Below are 24,155 nucleotides of genomic sequence, written 5' to 3' on the forward strand. Positions count from 1 at the left end.
TTTCTCCCGGCTCCGGGCTAACCGACACGTCGTAGCGAAGCAATTTGGAAATATGGCGGGTAGCCGCTACGCAAAACGCCGGACCGTAAGTCGCGGAATTCCATTGACGAACGCTGGCGACGCCAAAGCCGCCGGAATTTTATCGGGAGAAGTCATGCCCATCGTCAGCCGCTCATTGCTCGCGCTCTTCTTCCCTTCGATGCTAATGGTCACACCGGCCTTCGCGGCACCGCCGCCGCCGCGGATCGATGTGATTGCCTACTCCGCTGACCTTGGCGAAGAAGGCCTTGCTGAAGCCTATGTTACGCTGGCGGCCTACTCCGGCGCGTTCGAGCGGGCTGCCCCGGGGACTGATCGCAGTAAGGTGCGGGCATGCGCAGCCTCGAATAGCGAGGCCTGCATTCGGGCCATCCTCACCGCACGTGGAGGGGCAGCTGTGATCATCGTTGTGCAAGGGGCGGGAGTTGGCATCCAGAAATGGACTTGCTTCGGCTCGGGTGGCACCCCGGTCGACGCCGCAAAACAGACAGCCACGATCAATTTGCAAGTTGCTTTCTTTGGCGAACGGCAGGCTAAATTTCAGCAATCTCTGTTTGCAACTGCCTGTATCATGTCGGCTGCCGCCGAGAGTGGGTGGTAAAGATCACCGTGAAATTGTCGACGAACGCCAGTTTCTAAGCCCGAGTCCTCGAAGTTGCAAAATGGCGATCTCCCAGATGCTGCGGCCGCCGCACTCTTTGACGTTCGTCACATTGGCAAGGTTCGCTATACCCGGTTCGGTGCCAAGAAGCGGTCAGTCTCCTACCGGCCAAGGCCAGCGGTTGCGCGCTCGTGACTTTCGCGAATCCCGATACGTCTCTACGGCACACGCATGGCTACGAGATCACCTACCGCAGAGCGCGTTGAAGCACTTATCCGGCGTCTGGACGGAACACCGCTCTGCAATGAATGCATCGCGGACCGGCTCGATCTCTCGTCCGCTGCGCAGGCGGGCGCGGCGACGCAGGGCGCTGGCGGCGTTGGCGGCTTCGAACTGTTGAAGGCATCGTGCGGACTGTGCGGCGAGCCGCGGCACGTCATTCGCTACAAGGGCTGAACGCCGGGCGGTTGCCGCTGCCGGGTCGAGCGCGGCTCGATTGGGCGTGCTCTGGCGCCGGCAGGCGGCGCCAGGGGCCGCGCGTCGTTCGGGCCGCGCAGCGCACTTGGCTCGCTGTGCTTGCCGGGCGGCGGCTGGCCCCCAGGCCCGCGCGCACGCCGCCCGGCTGCGGGCTCCCCAAGAGCGCGTTTCCTGTGGGCGCCTCGCGCAGCGCTTTCGGATGGGGCGACGGCTTGCGCGTTTGAATCGATCGGCCGTCCGGATTAGGGCCGAGCGATGATCAGCCTGTTCCTTCTCGCCTCGGTCGTTCCGGCCGGCCAATCCTTCCTTTGTACGCCGGTCGCGGTCTGGGATGGCGACGGGCCGATCTGGTGCGCCGAAGGTCCGCACGTTCGTCTTTCCGGCGTCGCGGCGCGCGAAATGAATGGCAGTTGCAGCCCGGGCCACCCCTGTCCGGATGCCGATGCGGCCGCCGCGCGCGATCATCTGGCTGGTCTGCTCGGTGAGCCGCAGGGGCGGAACCGGACCGGCCACATCCTTGTCCGCGGGCCGGCCATGCGCTGTGTCTCGCGCGGGGGCGCCGGGGGCACTCGCACTGCGGCCTTCTGCACCTCGCCCCGCTCAGGCGATATCTCCTGCGCCATGATCCGCAGCGGCCTTGCGGCGCGATGGGACAAATATTGGGGTTCGCATCGCTGCGACTGACGGGACAGCGCAAGCGCGGCGGTTGCGGGGGGCCTTCTCCCGGTCCGTCTGATCGCTGGATCGAGATGGTCACTCTTACCCCGGTCGCTCACGGCCTTTCCCTTCCTGTCGCCCTTCTGCGGGTCCGGCTCGCCTCTGGCCGTCAACCCCATGCGGGGTTCGCCCTCGCGTGCCGCTCGGTGACGGCAGCTCGCGGCCCCTTCTTCCGGCGCCATCGGGAAAGTCCCCGAGCAACCGAAGGAGAAAGATCATGCCCACCATCGCCAATCTCAACGTCAAGGCCGACGGCAGCTTCGAAGGCACGCTGGCCACCCTCAACGTCACCGCGCCCATCGCGATCGTGCCGAACGGTCGCAAAACCAAGGAAAACGAGCCCGTCGTGAACACAAATCGCAGGACCTATCACATCGAACTGCGCGCAACGGCCGCAACCTATATGGCGTCGGTGTCCTGGTCCTACCCCGAAGCGGAACTGATTGCGCTGCGTGCCGCCGAGGCGGACCGCGAACGGGAGGCGCCGGTCGCCGCGGGTCTCGATCTCGCCGCGCTCAATTTCGGTTACCGCCTGTCGGGCGACAAGCCCGACTGGCGTCCGGTCCGGGTCTTCGACGATGGGCGGCAGCTCTTCATCGAGTTCGGTCAAGATATCGGCACCGGCGACATGCCGCCGCTCTTTGCGTTGGGGGCCAAGGGTTCGGCAGAGCTGCTCAATTACCGTGTCCAAGGACGCTACATGGTCGTTGACCGGCTGTTCGAGCGCGGCGAGCTTCGGATGGGCGTCGGCCGCGCCGCCCGCAAGATCGTTATCGAACGCGCTGGACGCGCGCGGGGGCGCTCGTGAACGGGCCCGAACGCGAGGAACCGGCCGCGGCGGAGCCTGCGCCGTCACCTTCTGCTGGCGCAGACGCCTTCCGGCTCGGTGCCGAGCCGCCGAAGGTGATGCGGCTTTCGCGCAAGGCCCTCGCAAGCCTTGGCGCCGCGGCGGGTATCGCGATTGGCGGAGCGCTTCTCTACGCGCTGCAGCCGGCGAAACCGAAAGTCGTGGAGAATCTCTACGACACCGACGGGGCGAACAAGTCTGAACTCGTGACCGGCGCGCCGGGAGACTATGACAAGATACCCAAGCTCGGCGAGCCGCTGCCCGGCGATCTCGGGCGACCGATCCTCGCAGCGCGCGAGAAGGACGGAACCGTCCCGGTTCCGCCGATCGGCACGCCGCCGCCCGATCCGCGGGACGTAGCGGCCGAGCAGGCGCGCGCACGCGCTGCGCAGGAACGTGAGAGCGCCCGCGCGAGCCAGCTTTTTCTTGGTGGCTCTTCCGCCGCCGCGCCGGCTCTCTCGCTTGCGGAAGATGCCGCGCCGCAGGCAGCCCCCGTCGCGGCCCTGGCCGATCGGGCCGCCGCCGACAAACGAGGGGGTCCCCTTGGCGGTGACCTCCTTGATCTGCCGGAGAGTTCGGCTCGCATCGTCAAGCCGTCCTCCACCCATGTCATCCAGGCGGGAAGCGTCATTCCGGCTGCACTGATCACGGGCATCCGGTCCGACCTGCCCGGGAAGGTCAGCGCGCAGGTCACGCAGCATGTATATGACAGCCCAACGGGTCGGATCCTGCTCATTCCGCAGGGCGCGAGACTGCTCGGCGAATATGACAGTGAGGTCGTTGCCGGCCAGCAGCGCCTACTTCTGGCCTGGGATCGTCTGATTTTGCCGGGCGGCCGGTCCATCAGTCTGGAGCGGCAGCCCGGCGCCGATGCGCAGGGGATGGCGGGTGTCTCGGATCGCACCGATAATCACTGGGGCCGGATGCTTCGCGCGGGTCTTCTTTCGGCCTTGCTTGGCATCGGCACCGAGCTTGCCGCGGGTCGCGAAGACGAGCTCGTCCGCGCGCTTCGCGATGGCACGCAAGACAGCGTCAATGAAACGGGTCGACGATTGGTCGAGCGCGAGATGAAGGTGCCGCCTACGCTGACCATTCGGCCCGGTTATATCTTTCGTGTCTTCGTAACGCGCGACCTGATCCTCGACGATGAAACGGGAGCCGCGCCGTGAGCCGGCTCCGGCTGGGGCCGATCGCCGATGACAAGCCCGTGAAACTCACTATCGAACTGTCCGGGGCTGTCCATCGTGATCTTCTCGCCTATGCCGATGCCCATGCGAAAGCCACGGGACTTTCGCAGCCGCTGTCGCCCGAGAAGATTGCGGTGCCGATGATCGAACGGTTCATGGCGACTGATCGCGGCTTTGCCCGCGCGCGTCAGCAGCGCTGATCAACGCGAACGATGCTCATTTCGGCGGGATGGTATTCCCGGGGCCTCCTGTCGTGCGCTCCCCTCGCGCGGCGGACCGCGCGCGCGGAGTTGCTTCACGCTGTTGATGCCCCGCCAGGCACCTTCCGGAAGCGCCGGGCCACCGATCGGCGCACAGGCTTGCAACACAGTGCGCGACCGAAAAGGTCGTGCGCCGGTCGAAGACCTTGTCACCTGTTTGTGAATTCAGCGCAAATAGCGGAAACGCAGCTAGGTCATAGTTCTGATGCGAACGGTGCGCGCGACATCATCCCGGGCTTCGAGGAGCTTGCGGCGGATATCGATGGCAAGATCGGGACGCCCGGCAAGATAGGTGTCGATCACCTTCAGATCCGACGCCGAGGTCCGGTTCTTGATGAATCCGTTGATCCACGTCGGCAGAAATACGATGCTGCGGTTGGCCTTGATCCACTCGAGCCTTTCCAGCGCGAGCGGGAGGAACCTCGAAGTCATCTCATTCTGCTTGGGGTCATTGAAAGCCGCGAAGCTTGCAATCGCCCAACCTTCGTTGAGCGACTTGTCCTCGATATAGGCCCGGAAATAGCGCTCCTTTATTTCCGCATCGGTCGACGAGGCGAGCGCAACATAGGCGGAGCGAGCGGCGTCGGGTTCCTTGTCGCGTCTTGCCTCGGCTTCGTAGCGCGCCTTCGCGTCCACTGTCCCGCACGCGAGCAACTGGGTAACCGCCGCCCAGCGGCTCGCCTGCCGAATTGCGGCGCCGTCGAATTGACGAGTGCCGTCGAGATACGCCCGCAGCATGTCGAGACCTGCGGGCGAACGTGCGGTTGCGAGGAGGCCGTCGAGTGCCTGCTTGCGAACGCCATAGGCGAGCTTGGGGTCGGCGCTCCGGCCCGAGAGGAAGTTTTCCCATTCGGGGACGAACGCCGCCCCGGATAGTGGGTCGGCGTAATGCGTGACCGCAGTCGCTGCCCGGCCCTGGATGAACGCGGCGACCTGTTCGTCGCTTTCGCCGGGAAGATGCCGTATCGCAATGCGCGCAAAATCGAGCGGAGCAAGCCGCCCGTCGCGAACATCGTCCCAAAGACCGCCCCAGAGCATGGCTCGCAGCAGCGGGTCCTCGACCGTGTTTACCGACGCCTGAACCCAAGTGGCGCTACGCCGGTCCAGTTCGAAAATGGCATATCCGAAGTCGCCGTCGTTCGCCCAGACATAGTCGGGCGCCGGGAGGCCCGCCGCCTTCGCAACGACGAGTTCGCCGTGATCGAGCGTTGCGGGTATGACGACATCCTCGCCGTTTTTGTAGCCAAGCCGGATTTGCAGGCGCATGGGCCAGACCGTGCCCGCCCCGACATTTTCGGCGCTCTGGCTGAGCGTCAGGCGCTGGATGCGATCGCCCTGGAGTTCCAGCTTCGTGCGAACGCGCGGTACGCCAGGCTGCAGCACATATCGCTCGCCGAAGGTCTTGAGCGACTGGCCCGATGCAAGCTCGATCGCGCTCAGAAGGTCGCGCCAGGTCGCATTGCCATAGGCGTGGCGACGCACGAAAATCTGGAGTCCCTTGCGAAAGGCCTTATCGCCCACGAGAAAGGCGAGCTGCTTCAGGACCGCCGGCGCCTTGTTGTAGACGATCGGGCCGTAATTGCTTCCCGCTTGGCTGAGATTGTCGAGTTGCTGCCAGAGCGGGGTGGTGCCGCTGCTCGCATCGGTATTGTAGGCGGACGATTTCAGGCGGACGAAGAAGGTCTTCCAGGGCTGGGTTTCAGGCTGCAGCGCTTCCTGTACATAGCAGGAGATGAACGTGCTGAAGCCCTCCTTGAGCCACAGATCGTCAAACCACTTCATCGTGACATAATCGCCGAACCATTGATGACTGAGCTCGTGATAGATCGTCTGGTCGCGATTGAGGCTCTGCGACAGGGTTGGGGGTTCGCGGAAAATCGTGCCCGTCTCATTGTAGAAGACGGCGCCGACATGCTCCATGCCGCCAAAGGGAAAGGCTGGGGCCAGCACGAGATCGAGCTTCTCGAACGGGAAGGGCGATGCGAGCCAATCCTCGAGCCACTCGATTGTCGCCCGGTTGGTCGCGATGAAAGGCTCAACGTCCATTTCGGGGGCGCGCGAAGGGCGCGCATAGAGCGTAATCGGCCTTTTCCCGGGCGGCGTGGACGGAAAGGCGCGCCATGGGCCCGCAGCGAAGGACGTTACATAAAGGGGGATCGGCGGCGTTCGTCCGAATGTCCAGCGGCGGGCCGCACCCACCTCGTCCTTTGCCACAACCTTCGAATTGCCGATGACGGTCCATTCCTTGGGAGCCGTAATCGTCCAAGCGATCCGACCCTTGAGATCCGGCTGGTCAAAGCAGGGCATCAACTGATGCGCATCGGAAGGGACAAGAAGCGTATAAAGATAGGTCGTGCCGTCACTCTTGTCGTCGACCTGGATGATGGCACTTCCGCTCGGTGCCACCGGCGTGACAAATGTCGCAGAGAGGCGGTTGGCCCCCTTCTTCAACAGAGCGGCAGGCAGGATGACATGGCCGTTCTCGCGAACCAAGTCAGCAACCGCCCGGCCATTGATCGAAAGGTTATCGAGGCTCGTGCCGCGAAAGTCGAGAATGAGATCCTCGCGGTTGTCCTTGAGCGTGAACGCAATCGTCGTGCTGCCCGCCGCCTGTCCGGTGCCGGTGAGATCGAGCGCGACATCATATGCAAGATCGGTGACGCGCCCGGCGCGGCCCCGCGCCAACGCCTCGGAAATACCCGGGGCAAGAAAGGCTTCCCGGGTCATGACGATGGCCCGCTCGGAGGGCTCTGGCCTGTCGCGGCCCGCAGCCCATGCCGCGGGCAGGGCGAGCTTCACGGCGCCGGCTGCTGCCGTGCCGCAAAGCAGCGCGCGGCGCGTCGCCATCCATTGCCGTTCCATCATGTCTTTTCTCCCTCACGGCCCGAGCCCCCGCGGGCCGGGCATTTTTGTAGCGTTGCCGCTCGTTTAGCCCGCTCCCGCGCCGAAGCCCCCGCCGCCGGGAGTTTCGATGACGATGACATCGCCCGCTGCCAGATCTGTGTGGTCCGTGCCGCCGAGAATATCGACCGCCCCGCCAGCACGCTCGACCCATTGTCTGCCGAGCGCGCCGCCTTGCCCGCCTTCTAGGCCGAATGGCGCCACCTTCCGCCGCGAGCCTACGACCGTTGCAGTCATGGCTTCGAGCGCGCGAACCTTTCGGATCGCACCATCGCCGCCCCGGTGGCGGCCATTGCCGCCCGAGCCCTGGCGTACGCCGAAATGCTCGAGACGAACCGGGTAACGAAGTTCGAGGATCTCGGGATCTGTGATCCGTGTATTGGTCATATGGGTGTGGACCGGTCCTGCCCCGTCGAAACATGGGCCGGCGCCGGCGCCGCCACAGATTGTCTCATAATATTGATACGCATCGGTCCCGAACAGGAAGTTGTTCATCGTCGCTTGTGCGCTCGCGGCCGCGCCGAGAGCGCCAAGAAGCGCGTTTGTAATCGCCTGGCTTACCTCGGTATTGCCCGCCACGACGGCGCTTCCTCTTTCGGGGGAGAGAAAGCTGCCTTGCGGGATGACGATCTGCAGCGGACGGAGGCACCCCTCGTTGAGCGGGATGTCGTCGCCGATGAGGCAGCGAAACACATAAAGGACCGCCGCGTAGGATATGGCTCTCGGCGCGTTGAAATTGCCTTCGCGCTGCGGACTCGTACCCGTAAAGTCCACGATGGCGCTTCGGGCTGCGTGGTCGACCTTCACCGCGACTTCTAGCCGTGCGCCGTCATCCATTTCGTAGCTGAACTGTCCGTCGCTGATGCGGTCGATCGCCCGGCGGACGCTTTCTTCCGCATTCGCCATGACATGCGCCATATAGGCTTCGACCACATCCCAGCCATATCGGCGGACAAGCGCGCCGAGTTCGCGCGCGCCCGTCTCGTTGGCGGCGAGCTGCGCCCTGAGGTCCGCTATGTTTACATCGGGGCTGCGGGCCGGATAGGGTCCTGACGCGAGAAGCGTGCGCACGGCTTCCTCGCGAAACTGGCCGCGTTCAACGAGGAGAAAATCGTCGATGACGATGCCTTCCTGATCGAGCGACGTCGAATCCGGCGGCATCGAACCAGGCGTGATGCCGCCAATGTCGGCATGATGTCCGCGGTTCGCGACATAGAAGCGAATGGTTTCGCCATCCTCGGCAAACACCGGCGTGACAACGGTGACGTCGGGGAGGTGCGTGCCACCGTTGAACGGGTTGTTGAGAACGATGGCATCGCCGGGGGCCAGTGTCGCAGCGCGGCTCCTGATCACTGTCCGCACGCTTTCGCCCATGGCGCCGAGGTGAACCGGCACATGGGGAGCATTTGCGATGAGGCTGCCCGCCGCGTCGAAGAGCGCGCAGGAGAAATCAAGGCGTTCCTTGATATTGACGCTCGTCGAGGTGTTCTGGAGGACGGCGCCCATTTGTTCGGCGACGCCCATGAAGAGGCTGTTGAAAAGTTCGAGAAGGACCGGGTCCGCCGGGCCTGACGCGTCGACGTTGTGGTCGACCCGTTCCTGGTTGGTCAGCAGCAGCGCTCCGGTCGAAAGCAATGAAGCTTCCCAACCCGGTTCGACCACAACGGTCGAAATTGCCTCGCGGATGAGCGCGGGGCCGCTGATGCGGCTGTTCGCACCGAGCCGCTCTCGCTCATAGACCGGTGTCGGCCAGGCGCGTCCGGCAGTCCACATCTCAACCTGATCGATCGGTTCGGGAAGATCATCGTCGGCCGGCGCCGGCCGCACAACAGCTTCGCCCGTGCGCACAACCTCCGCAACAAGCGATTCGATCATGATCGCGCGTCCGGGGCTCGCAAAACCGAACCGTGCCCGGTGAGCGGTTTCGAACTCCGCGAGCATCTCGTCCGATGATCCGAAGCGCACCGGAAGAGCCGTATCGGTGCCATTATAGCGAAGATAGGCAGTGACGAGCGCGCGATCGGAACCGCCGCCCTCGCTTGAGGCAAGCTGGGCGGCAGCTTCGCTCTTCAGCATGTCCGCAACAGCGCCAAGCTGCGTCGCCGCCTCCGGGCCAAGCGGAAGTTCGGTTGCTTGTTGCCGCGTCGCGGCCTGATCGGCGAGGCCCATTCCGAACGCGGACAGCACGCCGGCAAAGGGATCGATCAGGACGCGCGACATGCCCAGTTCCTCGGCGACCCTGCAGGCGTGCTGGCCGCCGGCACCGCCGAAACACTGCAGCGTAAATTCGGTCGCATTCTGGCCGCGGCTGAGGGAGACGCGCTTGATTGCGGCAGCCATGTTCGCGACCGCCACGCGAAGGAAGCCTTCGGCGACATCGCGCGGCTCGTCGCTGCCCGCGCTCGCCGCGAGTGCGGCAAACTTGTCCGAGACTGCCGCGAAGTCCAGCGGCTCATTGCCATCAGGGCCGAAGATCGAGGGGAAATGTCCCGGAATGATTTTTCCGCACATGATGTTGGCGTCAGTGATCGTGAGGGGACCGCCGCGGCGGTATCCAGCTGGCCCCGGATTGGCGCCGGCACTATCGGGCCCCACCCGGAATCGGGCTCCGTCGAAGTGGAGGATCGAACCGCCGCCCGCCGCAACGGTTTCGATCGCCATCATCGGAACGCGCATTTCGACGCCCGCCACCTCGGTGTCGAAGGCCCGTTCGAACGCGCCGTCATAAAGGGCCACGTCGGTCGATGTTCCGCCCATGTCGAAACCGATAATGCGTTTCTCGCCTGCCGCCTCGGCCGTCCTGGCCGCGCCGACGACGCCGCCCGCCGGACCCGAAAGAATGGCATCCTTGCCCTGGAAATCGGAGGCGGGCGTAAGGCCGCCGCTCGACTGCATGAAGTAGAGCGGCGTATCGCCGAGCTCGCCGGTAACCCGGTCGACATAATGCCGCAGCACGGGCGAAAGATAGGCGTCGACCACGGTCGTGCTTGCGCGTGCGACCAGACCGACAAGTGGGCTCACCTTGTGGCTCGCGGACACTTGCAGGAAGCCCGCATCGGCCGCCAATCGGGCCAGCCGCTTTTCGTCGTCGCCATATTTCCAGGCATGGATCAGGACGATCGCGCAGGCTTCAAATCCCTGTGCGCGGTAGCTCTTGAGCATGGCAAGGGCCGCAACCTCGTCGAGCTCGCTCACGCGCGATCCGTCGGCGGCGACGCGGCAGCCTACTTCCTCTACTGCCGAAAAAAGAGGGTCGGGCAGCCTGATGTCGAGATCGAAGAGCCTCGGACGCGTTTGGTGACCGATCCGGAGCAAATCGCGAAAGCCGGCGTTCACCAATAGCAGCGTTCGTGCGCCCTTGCGCTCGAGGAGCGCATTGGTCGCCACGGTCGTGCCCATCTTCACGCGCTCGACCATGCCCGCCGGGATGGCGGCATCGAGGGGAAGTCCGAGTGCGGTGCGAATGCCCGCAGTCGCGGCGTCCCGATAACGCTCGGGGTTTTCGCTCAACATCTTGGTTGTCGAAAGTCGGCCGTTCGGCTCGCGCGCGACGATGTCCGTGAATGTGCCGCCCCGGTCGATCCAGAATTGCCAGCCCGTCACCTGTACCTCCCTCGATTGAAGGTGGCAGAAAAGCTGGACAATGATAAATTGTCAATAAAATATATAAAAAATGTCGATGAGCAGCGCGGGCTCGCTTTGGTGCAGGATGGCCTGCCACCTCCGCGTAAGGAATAATTTGCATATAATTTATTGACAATTTGTATCTGACATGTCTCCTTGGCGACAGTGGAGATGGAGGAGGGGGCGGAAATGCTGCTCGAACGGAACAAAATGGCAGCGCGTGACGCGCGATTCGGCGATTGGGCGTTTGTAGCCGGAGACCGGTCTTGACCGCGCCCGCTCATCGAGGGCGACATCGCGCCTTTGCCGCGAGCCTCTCCGGCACGGCGCTCGAATATTATGATTTCGCGATTTACAGTTCTGCGGCGGCGCTCGTTTTCGGACAGATTTTCTTTGCCGAGAGCGATCCGCTGGACGGAGTCATCAAGGCGTTCGCGACATATGCCGTCGGATTCATTGCGCGGCCTGTGGGGGGGATTGTCTTCGGTCGCCTCGGAGACATCATCGGCCGGAAGCGGGTGTTGGTCTACACGCTTCTTCTCGTCGGAATCGCAACCTTCCTGATCGGCCTCCTGCCAGGTTATGCCACCATCGGGGTGGCTGCGCCCGTCATGCTCGTTCTGCTCAGATTTGCCCAAGGCGTGGGAGTGGGCGGCGAATGGGGCGGCGCGGTTTTGTTGTCGGCCGAGTTCGGCGACGAACGGCGTCAGGGCTTCTGGGCGTCCGCAGCGCAGGTTGGTCCTCCGCTTGGAACCCTTCTCGCCAATGCTGTTATCGCCATTCTTGCCCTCACCATGTCCGACGCCGATTTCGTCGCATGGGGCTGGCGTATCGCCTTCCTCCTGTCGGGCGTCCTGGTCGCATTCGGGCTCTGGATACGAGCCGCCCTCGAAGAGACGCCGGCGTTTCAGGCAATCGCCGAAAAAGGCGAACGTTCGGAGGCGCCGCTTACCGAGGTGTTCACCACGCAGCGGCGCCCGCTCGCGGCCGCCATCCTGGCCCGTATCGGCCCCGACGTTCTGTATGCGATGTTCGCCGTGTTCGTGCTGACTTACGCAACCCAATCGCTCGGTTTGACGCGCGCCGAGGCGGTTATGGCAGTCCTCATCGGTTCGGCGGTGCAGGTTCCCCTCATTCCTTACGCGGGACATCTTTCGGATCGCTTCGGGCGGCGTGCGGTCTATGCGGCGGGGGCTGTCGGTGGCGGGCTGTGGAGTCTCTATTTTTTTACGTTCGCGGTGGACCAGCCGACCCTCGTAGTCGGCACCGTTGTGGCCCTGATCTTTCACGCACTCATGTATGGCCCACAGGCCGCCTTCATCACCGAGCAGTTCGACGTGCGCCTTCGCTATACCGCGAGCTCGCTTGCCTACACGCTGGCGGGGCTTGTCGGCGGCGCGATCGCACCCCTCATTTTCAGTGCGATGCTGCGCCCGGGCGCCTCGAACCTCTTGATCGGGGGCTATATCGCCGCAGCCTGCGGAATCACGCTTGTGGGCCTGGCTCTCGCCAAGGGAGGGTCGGGCAGCCGGAAATGAATCAGGACCAAATGCAGTGCTGAGCCTGCCGGACAGAGACGCCGACGCTACGACCCAATGGAGATGAACTTGAGAAATATTCTTGGCACCACCGTCGCCGCGGTCCTGCTCGCGTCTCCCGCTGCGGCCAATCCGACGGCAAGCGACCTCAGCGCTGTCCGGGATGCCGCGCTCAAGGACCGGACAGCCTGGGACGTTACGGAGTCGCTGTCCACGGAGGTCGGGCCCCGTCCGGTAGGTTCCCCGGCGATGGACCGCGCCCGCGATTGGGGGGTGGCGATGTTGAAGAAACACGGCTTCCAGAATATCCGTGTCGAGACATTCACGACGCCGGCGTGGCGGCGCATCGGCGACGATCATGCAGAGATCGTGGGTCCATATCCCCACCGCATGAAAATTCTCGCGCTCGGCAAGTCTGCTTCGACGCCGGAAAGCGGACTCGAAGCGCCCGTGGCCGTCTTCCGCACCTATCAGGAACTGCTCGATCAGCCGGTGGGAGCCCTTCAGGGAAAAATTGCGGTCGTCACGCAGAAGATGACAAAGACGCAGGACCTCTCGGGCTATGTGGGGATCTTCGCGCAGCGCATTCGTGGCGCCTACGAAGCCAAGGCACGGGGAGCCGTCGGCTATCTGACCCGGTCGATCTCGACGGCCGACGACAGCGCCCCCCATACGGGCGGCGCGCAGGCCAGCGGCATACCGGCCGGAGCGCTGTCGCCTGCGGACAGCGATCTTCTCGAGAATATGGCCGCGAGAGGCACGCCCGTGACTATCCGCCTGCGCATGGCTTCCGAGATGGTCGAGGCTGCGCCAGCCTACAATATTTCGGGCGATCTTCCGGGGTCCGGTAGCGAGGTGGTCGTGGTGGGCGGCCATCTCGACAGCTGGGATGTCGGCACCGGTGCCGTCGACGACGCCGCCGGGATCGGGATCATGCTTGCCGCCGCGAAGCTCGCGGCGCAGGGCAAGGGCAAGCCCCGGCGGACGCTGCGTGTCGTGATGTGGGGCTCGGAAGAGCAAGGCGGGTCGAGCGCCGCCTATGCGCGCGAACATCAGGCCGATCTCGCACGCATCGTGGTCGCCGGTGAAAGCGACACCGGCGCCGATCGCATTTTCGCAATCTCGCTTCCCAAGGCCAGCGCCGGCCATCCCGCCATGCAGGCATTCGTCAGTACCATCGCTCCGCTGAAGGTCTTCCTCAGGCGGGAGGCGGCGGAAGACGGCGGGGCCGATATTTCGGACATCGTCAAGGCCGGTGTTCCGACGGTCAGCTTCGATCAGGATATGTCGCGCTACATGGACATCCATCATTCCGAAAACGACACGATAGCGATGGTCGACCGCGAGCAGCTGGCGCAGAATGTCGCGGTCTGGGCGACCTTCATGCGTGCCGTCGCTTTCAGCGATATCGACTTCCGTAGCCTCGCGGCGGAGGCGGATTGACAAGTCCGCATCGCTGCCGAGGCGCGCTCGGCGGCCGTGCCGACACATCTTGTTCGAACGCGCTCGACGGGAGCTGACCGGCGAATTGCTCTTGGGCCCTTGCCGGCGACCGCCCGTTCCGCAGTGGCGCGAACCGCCTGAGCCGGTTTCGGGCGCCATGCCTATATGGCTCAGGGTGCGCGCGACGGATGGCGTGGCTGCGCGAGCTTCGCGCGTACTTCGGGAGACAGTTCGAGAACCCAGAAGCCGCTCATCTGGCAGGTGAGCCACATCTGGTCGCTCGCCTCGACGAAACGAACATGTCCTGTGCAGGTGTCGCCGGGCCGGAAATAGGCAATCTCCTGCGGATCGCGCGGGTCACGAAGATCGGCGATGCGGAGGCCCGCTTCCTGGAAGTTGAACAGACCGAGCCTGCTGTTTTCGGCATTGTCGACGTCGGCGAAGTGCGTACTCGGGACAGGATCATGTTTCCTGTTGATGTCGCAGTTGCTGAGCTGATTCACCGACAGGCGAAACTCTCCGACGAGTTTCGGTTTCGTTTCATCGGCGATATTGGTGATGCGGGGAAAGGCCCCGGGGCAGCGGCCGTTTTCCGAGGCGCCGACGAGGTGCGGAACGCCATCGAAGCTCGCGGGCATAACCGAGTGCCAGCCGCCGCGGTAGGCAGTGCCGACGATCCGCATCTTGGGATCGGGTTTTCCATCCACGATATCGCTATTGTCGAGGATGTAGATGCCGCCGGCTTCATTGCCTCCGGCCTCGGCCGGCTCGATCTTACGGCCGTCGTTGAGGTCCCCGCCAAGCGTCTGGACGACGCCAGCATAGATGCGGCGCTGGTCGGGGCTGACCGACATCTGGTGTGAGAGAAGATCCCATGAGCGCCCGTCGGCGCCCGTCACCTGAAACGCGCCGACGTGGCGCGGCTTTTTCGGATTGCTGATGTCGAGAACGTGAATGCGCCCCGTGCCGAGCGGACCGCTCTTTGCGATGCTCGGGGCATAAATGCGCTTCGCGTCCGCCGACAGGGTCAGCGTGTGGACATTTTCCGGCCAGATATATTCGGCAAGCAGTTTCGGTTTTGCGCAGTCTGCGACGTCATAAAGATTCAATACCGGCGGGTCGTCGGGCGAGAAATCCTTGTTGCCCGCCGCATAGTCGCCGACCGCTAGAATCTTTCGGTCACCGGCATCCATTGCGTCCATCGTCTCGACGGTGCGAAGAGCGCCGCGTTCGCGCAGTAGGCCGACCTGGCGCGGCTTGGCCGGGTTCTTCACGTCGATGACGGCCACGCCGTCCGTCGGCTCCCACGGCGTATCGGGGCCCGGCTTGACCCCGCCGCCGTTCAGCATCGGAGCCCCCGATACATAGGCGCAGTGATCGATCCACACCAGTTGCTGATTGCTTTTGCGATCGCCGATCGGCTCATGGCCGACGATTCTCACACCCTTTTGAAGAGGTTTGGGCAGCGGGGGGGTACCCCAACCGCGCTCCTTGCCCGTAACCGGCCCCCCCGAGGGGCCAGGCTCTGGGTTGTCCTGTGCTGCGGCTGCTGAGGCGGCCAAGGCGATCGCTAGAAGAGGAAATCCGAGCACCGCGAGACGACGCTTCGCCGTTGCAGCGCCGGTGCGATGGACCAATTTATTCATTTCCCGTCTCCCAACCTCACCGGCCCGGCCGGTATCTGTCATCGTATCAAGCCGCGCCGTTCACATGGCTGTGGAGGCGCTGCGCGGCGTCGAGCGCGGAGGCGATGGCGCCTTCCTGCCAACCCGAGTGATAGGAGCAATGTTCGCCAGCCAGCATGATCCGGCCATCGAGCGAGCAAAGCGTTTCATATTTTTTCTCGTCTTCGTCCTTGTGCCAGCTCGCGAAACAGCCAAGCGCCGACGGGACGCGGTGCCATGCGACCGACACGCCGTTGTCGAATTCCTCGGCATATTGCGGGTGAATCCTGGCGCCTTCGCGCACCGCCCAGGCGATGCGCTCTTCCGGGGACACCGATGACATCGCGTAGGAGGCGAGCGGCTGAAACGAGGGAAGAGACACCACAAAGGCGCCGGTCAGCACACCTTTTCCCCGGCTGCCATAATGGTGGCTGGGGTAGACGATCTGGTTGATCGGCAGATCGGTGAAACTGATACCGCCGTAGATGCGCTCATCCTGCTCCCAGAAGCGCCTTTTGAACTGCAGGGCGACTTTGAGCGACGACGCGTACCACACGCTGTTGATCGCGTCCTGGAGCGCCCCGCTGATTTTCATCGGAATCTGGCTGAGGATCGATGCGGGAATTGTGCATACGCACCAATCCGCTTCAACGGTCCGCGTAGCGCCACCGGCGGCGAGGTCGGCATAAGTGACGCGGACGCCGCTGTCGTTCTGGTCGATGTTGACGACCTTTGCACGGTAACGGATCTGCGAGGCGAGCGGCCGCGCCAGCGCGCGCGGGAGCATGTCCATGCCTCCTACCGGCTGCAGCATGGTCGGCTGCCAATCCGCCGAATGCTGCGTCGCGAGATTTCGCCACAGGCCGCTGCCGAGGAGTTCCTTCAGCGCGATGGGCTTGGAAACGCCCGGCCGGGGAGTGAGCCCTCCGCCGGGAGGCCCGAACGGCGCCCCCCGGCGACCGGTCGATCGAGGCCCTTCACGATAGCGATAATCCTTGTCGAGGGCGCCCCAACTGCGGAGAGCCTCGAGCAGCATCTCGAGGTCTTCCTTCGAGAGCTCAGCGTCGAGATTGCTGTCGGGTGCGGCCTTGGCGAGCAATTCGGAGATCGACCCCTCGAAATCGGCGCGGACGTCCCGCGCTCGCTGCGGCTTGCCGCCGAACGCCTTTGTCGAGTGGAAATAGGCTGCGCCATTATCCTGTGCGAAAGCCTCGAGTGCGACGTTGAACTTCGAACAATAGCCGAGAAACAGGTGATGGTCGTAAGGGATGCGCATCGCGCCGGGGTTGAAATATTGCTCATCGTCGAAGCGGCAGATCTGGCGGGCGCCGCCCATCTCCTCGATCACGTCGCCGCCCCGGATCGTCCACGCCCGTCCGCCCGGGCGATCATTATATTCCAGTATTTCGACGCTGTGGCCCGCCGCGCGCAATTCGGTGGCGGCGACGAGGCCGGCCATTCCCGCACCGAGCACAAGGACCCGGGCCTTCTTGCCGCCGGGTGAAAGCATGCCGGGCTTCAGCGTCGGTGATGGCGGCGTGGCGGCGTATGCCGACATTCCGCGATAGGCCATCGCTGCGCCGCCGGCGAGACCGGCCAGCATCAAAAGGTCACGGCGCGTCGGGCTGCCGCCGGACATTATTTGCCTCCGCAGCGTGTCGCCGCGATGACTTCAATCTCGACAAGCATGTCGTCGAACGCGAGGCGGGCGACCTCGACGGTCGCACGTGCCGGCTTCGCGGGAACGGGACGCTCAAGGAAATAGCGACGATATGCGCGGCTGTAGCCGGCGAAGTCCATCTTGCCGAGCTTGGGATCCGCGACGAGGTAGGTTCGCATCATGACGACATCGTTGAGGTCGAGGCCATGTTTGCCGAGTTCGGCGCGAATTGCCTCGATCGTGCGCGCCGTCTGTTCCTCGGTATCGAGATCTTTGGGCGGCTCTTCGCCCGGGTTCCAGGCCACGAGGCCGCTCAGGTAAACCGTATCGCATGAGGCCGGCACGACCACGCTCGAGGCAATGGAGCTGTTTTCGGAGCCATGGAATATGGGCTTTGCCTCAGCGGCCGCGGCCTGATTGCCCATAGTCATGGAATGCGCCAGTGCTGCAAGAAAGAGGGACGTTTTGGCGGGATGGCCGACAATGCGGCGAAAACTGCTCATTGGCTGGACTCCGTTCTGGCTGCGGCGACATCCTTTGCGGAATAGGGCGCCGTGTAATCGTTTCCGAAACTGGTGCGGATGAAGTTGACGAGGGCTGCAACCTGCTCGTCCGTCATATTGTCGCCGAAGCCCGGCATCGCCTTCTGGCCATTGACGATCATGAAGGCGGGATAATTGCCATCCTCGAGCCTGGCATTACCTGCGAGGGCCGGATAAACTCCGGCGCCGACCGCTCCGCGGCCGTCGGACATATGGCAACCCTGACACACCGCGCGATAAAGTCCTTCGCCATCCTGCTGCGGGAAGCGAAATGCAGAAGCATTCGGCGCCGCTGCAACAATCGGCGGCGGTTCAGCGCGAGGACCGCCCGCGCCCTCGCCGCGCCAGGCCAGAAAGCATAGCCCGACAACTCCAAGGCCAAGAACCGACAAAGTGGTCCGGTCCCGATTGTAGAGATAGCGCTTCTTCATCGAGACTTTGCCTTCTCCCGGACCAACCCGCATTTCATCTTCGTGCTGCGCTTCCCCGTTCTTGTCAATGGTATGTCCATTTAAAAACGACCAATCAGAGGCGCTCTTGCTCGCTGCCAGTCAGTCTTGGCCGAGAGTTCTTCCCAGCACGCTCCGCAGAAACTTCCTGGTCTCTTCTTGCTGAGGCTCGCGGAATATCTGCGAAGGTGGCCCTGCTTCGACGACGACCCCATGGTTGATGAACACCACGCGATCGGCGGCCGAGGAAGCAAAGTGCATCTCGTGCGTAACGCACACCATCGTCATGCCTTCTTTCGCGAGACCACGCATAACGTTGAGGACCTCCTCGACCAGCGCCGGATCGAGCGCCGAGGTTGCCTCATCGAACAGCATGACATCGGGCGCCATCGCGAGAGCCCTGGCAATCGCAACGCGTTGCTGCTGGCCGCCGGACAGCTGCGATGGGCGCTGGTCGGCCTTTTCGGCGAGACCGACTTTGGCCAGCATCGCTTCGGCCTGCTCGCGAGCGGTCGCCGGCGCGATGCGTTTGACCAGCATCGGAGCTTCCATGACATTTTGTACGACCGAATGACATGGCCAGAGATTGAATTGCTGGAAAACCATGCCCATTCGAGCGCGCAGGGCATTTTTTTCGGCTTCCGCTGCGCGTCCCTGCTCGTGGCCAAGATGATCCACACGCTCGCCTGCAAACCAGATCTCGCCCTCGTCGGCTGTCTCGAGCAGGTTGAGGCACCTGAGGAAGGTGCTCTTTCCCGAGCCCGACGGGCCGATGACGCAAATTACCTCGCCCTTCCGGATATCAAGGTCGATGCCTTTGAGCACCTCGGTATCGCCAAAGGCCTTCCGAAGGCCGCGGACCGACAGGATTGGACTCTCGCTCATCAATCGATCCGCATTCTTATCTCGAGTTTGCGCACGAGCCACGTCAACGTCAGGACAATCACGATATATTCGAGCGCCAGAAAGGTATAAGTTTCGAGCGGCCGATACGTCTGGACCTGCAGTTCGGATGCGCGCCGGGTCAGCTCCTGGAGCCCGATCGCAGAAGCAAGCGCGCTGTCCTTGATCGTCTGGATGAACTGACTGCAGATCGGAGGGATCATCCGGCGCAGCGCCTGGGGGAGGACAATGCGCCGCATCGTCCGGGCCTGTGACATTCCCAGCGATCTCGCTGCCTCGATCTGACCGCGCGGGACGGATTCAATGCCCGTGCGCAGGATTTCGGAAAGAAAGGCGCCGCTGCTGAGCGCCAGCGTGATAGCGGCTGCGGTCATCGGCGAGAGGTGCGTCACATATGTGATGCCCGGGATGGACTTCGCCCATGGCGGCAGGGATTCGGCGAGAATCGGGATCGTGTAATAGACCCAGAGCAAAAGGACGAAGGTCGGAACGGCGCGGAGCAAACCGACATAACCTCGCACGAACGCCTGCAGGACCTCATCCTCCGACCGGGCAAGCAGCGCCATGATGACGCCAATGATGAGTCCGAAAAAGAGGGCCATGCCTGCGAGCTGAAATGTCGTGACGAAGCCGGCGGTCAGATAGAAGAAATGGCGGGTTCCCTCGTCGGTGAGAGGGAGAACGACGTCCCAAGCCCAATTATAGCCGCTCTCGCCCGAACATCCCGCCAGGGCAAGGGCCGAGGCGAGCGCCAGCGCCGCGGTACGAAGTCGCTTTGCGGTCATTTTGCAGCTTCGCTGGCCTGGTCCGGAACGGGAACCTGCCATTTCTCATTGAGTTTGTCGAAGAAGCCCGTTTCCTGACGCGTTCGCACCCAGGCGTTGAGCCAATTCAAAAGGACCTGGTCCCCCTGCGGCACCATTATGCCATTGTGAAGCGCGCCTACCGGACGTTCCGGCGCGAGCACGACGAGCGAAGGGTAATTTTGCGCGGCCCGGCGATAAGTGAGAATGTCATTGATCCCGGCGTCGGCGCGCCTGGTCAGCACCTCCTGATAGGAGCGCGCCGTCGGGGGCTCTACCGCGAGGATCTTCGCCTTGGTGAAGGTCGCGCGCGCGATCAGCTCCGATGATGTTCCGAGTTCGACGGCGATGGTCACCCCCTCGCGGTCAAGATCCTCCCAGCGGCGGAACTTCCCTTCATCCTCCTTGCGAATGAGAGGAACGAGGCCGAGCGAGACAAAAGTGTCCGAGAAGGCAACCGACTTCATACGGTCGAGCGTCATTGTGATCCCGCCGAGAGCGATATCATATTTGTCCGAAACCATCCCGGCAACGAGCCCCGGCCAGCTGGTCTGGACAAATTCGAGTTTCACCCCGAGATCCTTGGCCAACTGCTGCGCCACTTCGATATCATAGCCCCGGTAGCCGTTCGTTTTAGTGTCGCGCAGCGAGAACGGATAGAAATCTCCGGTCGTGCCGACCCGCAAGACGCCGCGTTCGACGATTTTGCGAAATGCGCTTTCCTTCGCGCTGCTGCTGCCGCCGCCGCCCGCGCAGGTCGCGAGAAGGGCAATGAAAGCCAGGATGAGCGCAAGGATCGCAATGCTTCGGCCGCTTTTCTGGAGCTTGGGCTGGCTCATCTGGCTCCTCCCACAAGCTGCGGAGAAACCTCTGCGGCGATCCGCGGCAAAATGTGGGCCATGTGATCGAGCGCGGCCTCGGTTGTGAGCGGCCCTGGCGACCAGCGCACGCGCACCGCCCGGCGATCGCAGTAAATGCCCTCGCTCGCCAGCCTCTCGCGAAGGGCCTCGGCCGAGCTTTCGTCGGGCAGTGCGACCATGACGCTGCCCCCTCGCTGCGCAGCGTTGCGCGGCGATACGATATCGAGGCCGCTCGCATCGGCGATACCGATCAGGCGTTCGCAAAGCCGCTCGTTTCGCTCGACCAGTTCTCCCGCCGGGCGGTTATGCACCCATTCAATGCCCGGGAGGCTGCCGATGTAGGGCAGAAGCGAAGGGGTGCCGTTACCGAATTTGCGCGCGTCGCCTGCATAGGCGAATTTGTCGAGGTCCCAGTTGAGCGGCGGAAGCTGGCTGAACCAACCGCGCAGCGACGGTTCGAGGCGCTCCATCAGTTTCGGCGACACATATCCGAAGCCGGCACCGGTCATCCCGCAAAGCCATTTCAGTGACGTCGTCGCGGCGAAGTCGACCTTGCTCGCATCGAACGGGAGCAAGCCCGCACCCTGCGTGATGTCGGCCGCGACCAGCGACCCCATCTTGCGGCCGTGCGACACCAGTCGTTCGACGTCGGCCCGCTTCGACGACGTCGAGGTGATCCATGTAATGATCGAAAGCGCGACCCGATCGTCCCACGCGTCGATGAAGGCATCGTCGGATACGAAATGCGCGCCGGGCTGCAACGGGACCGTTACAAGTTCGAAGCCAAGCTGCGGTGCCAGACCGGCAAGCAGGAAGTGGATGGAGGGGAAGCAGTCTCCAGCGATGAGAACGCGCTTTCCGCTGAGCTGGCGGGGAGGCAGCGCGGTGACGAAGCTCGCGAATGCGAGCGTCACATTTTCCACCGTAAAGACCGAGCCCGGCGGAGCACCGATCAACGCGGAAAACAGTTCGACCGCGCGCGCACGCTGCCCCAGTCCCGGAAACCAGTGCCGGTCGCCGTTCGCGTACCAATCCTGAGCTGCCTGCGCGAGAATGGCGCCTGCATCTTCTGCCTGCCCGGGATAGCGACCGACACTGTGATAAAGGAGCCAGCCGTCGTGACCGCGAACCACAGCGGGGTCTTGTGAAGTCGAGGTCACTTTCAGGCTCCTGCTTGCGCAAAGACGAGGTCCGTTCGTCTGCGAGAACATCCTCCCGCGAACGATCCGGATGTCTTAATCGAGAGGAAGTGCCGCGTCGCGGGAAGAAAGCAGCCAAGCCGGTGGGACGCATCGTCCACGCGGGCACGGGCAGCGATGCTGCCGATCTTGCGGAGTTCGGCGAGGATGATAGCCGGACGGCATCTCGTCATATGGTCCCTCCCAGGAGAATATCGCCCCGGGCGATTCGAGTCACCGGGTTTAATGGTCTGTCCTTAACAGAGGCACCGAGGTTCGCAACCCGGGAGATCGATCTTTTGATCGCTCGGTGGCAATTCTATGTGCGAGAAACTCGTCACGACCGCGGACGACCGAGTCGGTACTTGCGAGCGGATTTTGTGTAATTTCAGACGATCTAGTCGGGTTATGAAGCTCCCGTGATCTGGAATTCGATCGTAATGCATATTCGCAAAGGCGGCTGCGAGGTGAAGAGCTTTCTTGACTCGCCACAGCGTTTTGTTAGTGGTCGGACCAAAGGGCCATAATAGGAGGATCGATGCCAATGGTAACCCGCAAGGCAAAGCCCGTTCCGAACGCGATGCACAACAGCAACGCGTTCAAGCTCGGTCTTTTTTCGATGAACTGCAACGGCGGCGGCGCCTGCACGACGGTCGAGAACCGCTGGCGCTGCGACTGGGACGATATGGTGGCTGCGGCGCAGCTCGCAGACGACATCGGACTCGAGTTCATTCTGCCGATCGCGCGATGGAAGGGATATGGCGGCACGACCGATGTCCGCGGCGAGTCGATGGAGACACTGACATTTGCCGCAGGCCTTGCTGCCCTCACCAAGCGCATCTCGGTGTTCTCGACGGTTCACCTCCCGCTCGTTCATCCCGTCTTTGCCGCAAAGGCGCTGGCGACCGTCGATCATATCAGCAACGGCCGCGCCGGGCTCAACATGGTCTGTGGCTGGAACCAGGGCGAGTTCGACATGTTCGGGCAGAAGCAGCTCGAACATGACACGCGGTACGATCAGGGAGAGGAATGGTACGACATCCTCTACAAGATTTTCAACGAGACCGCTCCGTTCGATTATGACGGGCAATATTATCAGCTGAAGGGCGTCGCCGGTGCGCCGGGGCCCATCCAGAAGCCGCGTCCCTTCACAATGTCCGCGGCGATGTCGCCGGCGGGGCGGCGCTTCGCCGCGCGAACGAGCGATATGCTTTTTACCGGTATAAAGGACAAGCAGCGTGCACCCGAGCAGATCGCTGAACTGCGCGGCGCCGCTGCGGAATTCGGCCGTGATGTCGGCGTGTTCACTGCGTGTCACGTCGTCTGCCGCGAGACCGATGCCGAAGCGCAGGAATATTATCGCTACTACGCCGAGGAGATGGCGGATCAGGTCGCGGTCGACATCCAGATGAAGGGCAAGCTCGCTCACTATAAGGATATCGACCCCGACGCGCTCAAGGTCGACCGCCGCCGCTACGCTGGCGGATCGGGAACTTCGCCTCTTGTCGGCTCGCCCGAGACAATCGCTCGCGAGATGGCCGAAATTCGAAATCTCGGATTCGACGGCACCACCCTGTCTTTCGTGAACTATGTCGAGGAACTGCCTTTCTTCGCCGGGCGAGTGCTTCCGCTCCTTGAAGAAGCTGGGCTCCGATCCAGTGCAGCCGATACCGGTCCGGAAGCGAGCGCCGCCGCAGCCGCCTGATCGCTCGACCCGACCGCACATCCAAGATTGCCAAAGCCCGGTGGGGCGGATTGGCCGGGTTCCCTTCGGTTGACCCGGCCAATCTTCATTGTCCTTGTCGAAAGCGCACGAAAATGCCCGGTTTCCACGAAAATCGTACTGTCCTCATCACCGGCGGATATGGCGGAATCGGTCAGGCCCTGGTCGAGGCCTATCTCGCCGCGGGCGTGCGGCACGTTCTGGTCGCCGGGCGAGAGGGCAGGCCGCAGCCCGTCGGCTGCAGCCATGTTCCGCTCGACGTGACCGATCCGACGTCGGCGCAAGCAGCCGCTGATGCCTTCGGCGACGATGTCGACATTCTGGTGAACAACGCCGGCGTCAATCGCTCGGCCGGGCTGTTCGATCCGAACGCCGTCGAGGCGTTGACCGAAGAGTTCCGCGTGAATGCGCTGGGAACAATGAACATGTTCCGGGCATTCGCGGAGCCGATGGCAAAGCGCGAAGGAGCCTTGTTCGTCAATATTTTGTCCGTCTTGAGCCTGCGCAGCGTCCCGGCAATGGCCTCTTACTGCGCGAGCAAGGCGGCCGCCTTCTCGATAGCCCAAAGTGCACGGGTTGCGCTCGAGCCGCGCGGCATCAAGCTCCTCAGCGTTTTTCCAAAAATGGTCGACACGCCCATGAGCGCGCAGGCGCAAGGGACGAAGATGGCACCCGCCGATCTTGCGCAGGCGATCTTGGCGGCGAGCGAAAAGGGGGAACGCGAAATCTATCCCTGACG

The 24,155-nt window shown here is 63.3% G+C and carries 19 protein-coding genes and 1 pseudogene; 10 read left to right on the top strand and 10 right to left on the bottom strand.

Annotated features, from left to right (window positions below; genetic code table 11):
* Positions 1-52 precede the first annotated feature (52 nt).
* The 6 genes and pseudogenes from ACIPPQ_RS06630 to ACIPPQ_RS06655 all read left to right on the top strand — a co-directional run bounded on the left by ACIPPQ_RS06630 (position 53) and on the right by ACIPPQ_RS06655 (position 4,068).
* The gene (locus tag ACIPPQ_RS06630; protein ID WP_446543346.1) at positions 53-640 is read left to right on the top strand and encodes a hypothetical protein; all 588 of its coding nucleotides are present in this window, start codon (positions 53-55) and stop codon (positions 638-640) included.
* 231 nt (positions 641-871) lie between these two features.
* Positions 872-1,096, top strand: a complete 225-nt coding sequence (locus ACIPPQ_RS06635) for a hypothetical protein (RefSeq protein ID WP_446543347.1) — start codon at positions 872-874, stop codon at positions 1,094-1,096.
* Between the two features lie 276 nt (positions 1,097-1,372).
* Positions 1,373-1,801, top strand: coding sequence for a hypothetical protein (locus ACIPPQ_RS06640; RefSeq protein ID WP_446543348.1), 429 nt, complete (start codon positions 1,373-1,375; stop codon positions 1,799-1,801).
* Positions 1,802-2,177: 376 nt separating this feature from the next.
* Positions 2,178-2,642, top strand: a pseudogene (locus ACIPPQ_RS06645) (TrbG/VirB9 family P-type conjugative transfer protein); the annotation flags it as partial.
* Entirely contained in the window at positions 2,639-3,850 is a 1,212-nt protein-coding gene (locus tag ACIPPQ_RS06650) for a TrbI/VirB10 family protein (RefSeq protein ID WP_446543349.1), read from the top strand. The pseudogene ACIPPQ_RS06645 and the gene ACIPPQ_RS06650, both read left to right, overlap by 4 nt.
* Complete coding sequence (locus ACIPPQ_RS06655; protein WP_446543350.1) at positions 3,847-4,068, top strand: DUF2274 domain-containing protein; 222 nt, start codon at positions 3,847-3,849, stop codon at positions 4,066-4,068. Before ACIPPQ_RS06650 ends, ACIPPQ_RS06655 begins: the two co-directional genes overlap by 4 nt.
* A gap of 249 nt (positions 4,069-4,317) precedes the next feature.
* Here ACIPPQ_RS06655 and ACIPPQ_RS06660 read toward each other — a convergent pair whose 3' ends face one another.
* Positions 4,318-6,993: a M1 family metallopeptidase gene (locus ACIPPQ_RS06660; protein WP_446543351.1), complete on the bottom strand. Its 2,676-nt coding sequence runs from the start codon at positions 6,991-6,993 to the stop codon at positions 4,318-4,320.
* Between the two features lie 63 nt (positions 6,994-7,056).
* The gene (locus ACIPPQ_RS06665; protein ID WP_446543352.1) at positions 7,057-10,632 is read right to left on the bottom strand and encodes a hydantoinase B/oxoprolinase family protein; all 3,576 of its coding nucleotides are present in this window, start codon (positions 10,630-10,632) and stop codon (positions 7,057-7,059) included.
* A 287-nt stretch (positions 10,633-10,919) separates the two neighbouring features.
* Here ACIPPQ_RS06665 and ACIPPQ_RS06670 point away from each other — a divergent pair, with 287 nt between their 5' ends.
* A complete protein-coding gene (locus tag ACIPPQ_RS06670; protein ID WP_446543353.1) occupies positions 10,920-12,191 on the top strand; it encodes an MFS transporter in 1,272 nt (423 codons plus the stop codon).
* A 57-nt stretch (positions 12,192-12,248) separates the two neighbouring features.
* Positions 12,249-13,634, top strand: coding sequence for a M20/M25/M40 family metallo-hydrolase (locus tag ACIPPQ_RS06675; protein WP_446543354.1), 1,386 nt, complete (start codon positions 12,249-12,251; stop codon positions 13,632-13,634).
* 170 nt (positions 13,635-13,804) lie between these two features.
* Here the strand turns inward: ACIPPQ_RS06675 and ACIPPQ_RS06680 are convergent, their stop codons facing one another.
* The 8 genes from ACIPPQ_RS06680 to ACIPPQ_RS06715 form a co-directional block, all read right to left on the bottom strand.
* Positions 13,805-15,076 (bottom strand): LVIVD repeat-containing protein, encoded by a 1,272-nt coding sequence (locus ACIPPQ_RS06680; protein ID WP_446543355.1) that lies wholly within the window; start codon positions 15,074-15,076, stop codon positions 13,805-13,807.
* Between the two features lie 250 nt (positions 15,077-15,326).
* Positions 15,327-16,937: a flavin monoamine oxidase family protein gene (locus ACIPPQ_RS06685; RefSeq protein WP_446543356.1), complete on the bottom strand. Its 1,611-nt coding sequence runs from the start codon at positions 16,935-16,937 to the stop codon at positions 15,327-15,329.
* Complete coding sequence (locus ACIPPQ_RS06690; protein ID WP_446543357.1) at positions 16,937-17,461, bottom strand: Rid family hydrolase; 525 nt, start codon at positions 17,459-17,461, stop codon at positions 16,937-16,939. Before ACIPPQ_RS06690 ends, ACIPPQ_RS06685 begins: the two co-directional genes overlap by 1 nt.
* Positions 17,458-17,931: a c-type cytochrome gene (locus ACIPPQ_RS06695; RefSeq protein WP_446543358.1), complete on the bottom strand. Its 474-nt coding sequence runs from the start codon at positions 17,929-17,931 to the stop codon at positions 17,458-17,460. Before ACIPPQ_RS06695 ends, ACIPPQ_RS06690 begins: the two co-directional genes overlap by 4 nt.
* Positions 17,932-18,051: 120 nt before the next feature.
* Positions 18,052-18,834, bottom strand: a complete 783-nt coding sequence (locus ACIPPQ_RS06700; protein WP_446543359.1) for an amino acid ABC transporter ATP-binding protein — start codon at positions 18,832-18,834, stop codon at positions 18,052-18,054.
* Entirely contained in the window at positions 18,834-19,637 is an 804-nt protein-coding gene (locus ACIPPQ_RS06705; RefSeq protein WP_446543360.1) for an amino acid ABC transporter permease, read from the bottom strand. The genes ACIPPQ_RS06700 and ACIPPQ_RS06705 overlap by 1 nt, the downstream gene beginning before the upstream one ends.
* Entirely contained in the window at positions 19,634-20,341 is a 708-nt protein-coding gene (locus ACIPPQ_RS06710) for a transporter substrate-binding domain-containing protein (protein WP_446543361.1), read from the bottom strand. Before ACIPPQ_RS06710 ends, ACIPPQ_RS06705 begins: the two co-directional genes overlap by 4 nt.
* A 149-nt stretch (positions 20,342-20,490) precedes the next feature.
* Positions 20,491-21,675 carry an aminotransferase class V-fold PLP-dependent enzyme gene (locus ACIPPQ_RS06715; protein ID WP_446543362.1) on the bottom strand — a complete coding sequence of 395 codons (1,185 nt, stop codon included), beginning with the start codon at positions 21,673-21,675 and terminating at the stop codon, positions 20,491-20,493.
* Positions 21,676-22,231: 556 nt separating this feature from the next.
* Between ACIPPQ_RS06715 and ACIPPQ_RS06720 the strand changes: the two genes are divergently transcribed.
* Together ACIPPQ_RS06720 and ACIPPQ_RS06725 are read left to right on the top strand one after the other, a co-directional pair.
* Positions 22,232-23,398, top strand: coding sequence for an LLM class flavin-dependent oxidoreductase (locus ACIPPQ_RS06720; protein ID WP_446543363.1), 1,167 nt, complete (start codon positions 22,232-22,234; stop codon positions 23,396-23,398).
* Between the two features lie 50 nt (positions 23,399-23,448).
* Positions 23,449-24,153, top strand: a complete 705-nt coding sequence (locus ACIPPQ_RS06725; protein WP_446543364.1) for an SDR family NAD(P)-dependent oxidoreductase — start codon at positions 23,449-23,451, stop codon at positions 24,151-24,153.
* Positions 24,154-24,155: the final 2 nt, after the last annotated feature.

The sequence above is a fragment of the Sphingopyxis sp. LARHCG72 genome, from assembly GCF_052871675.1.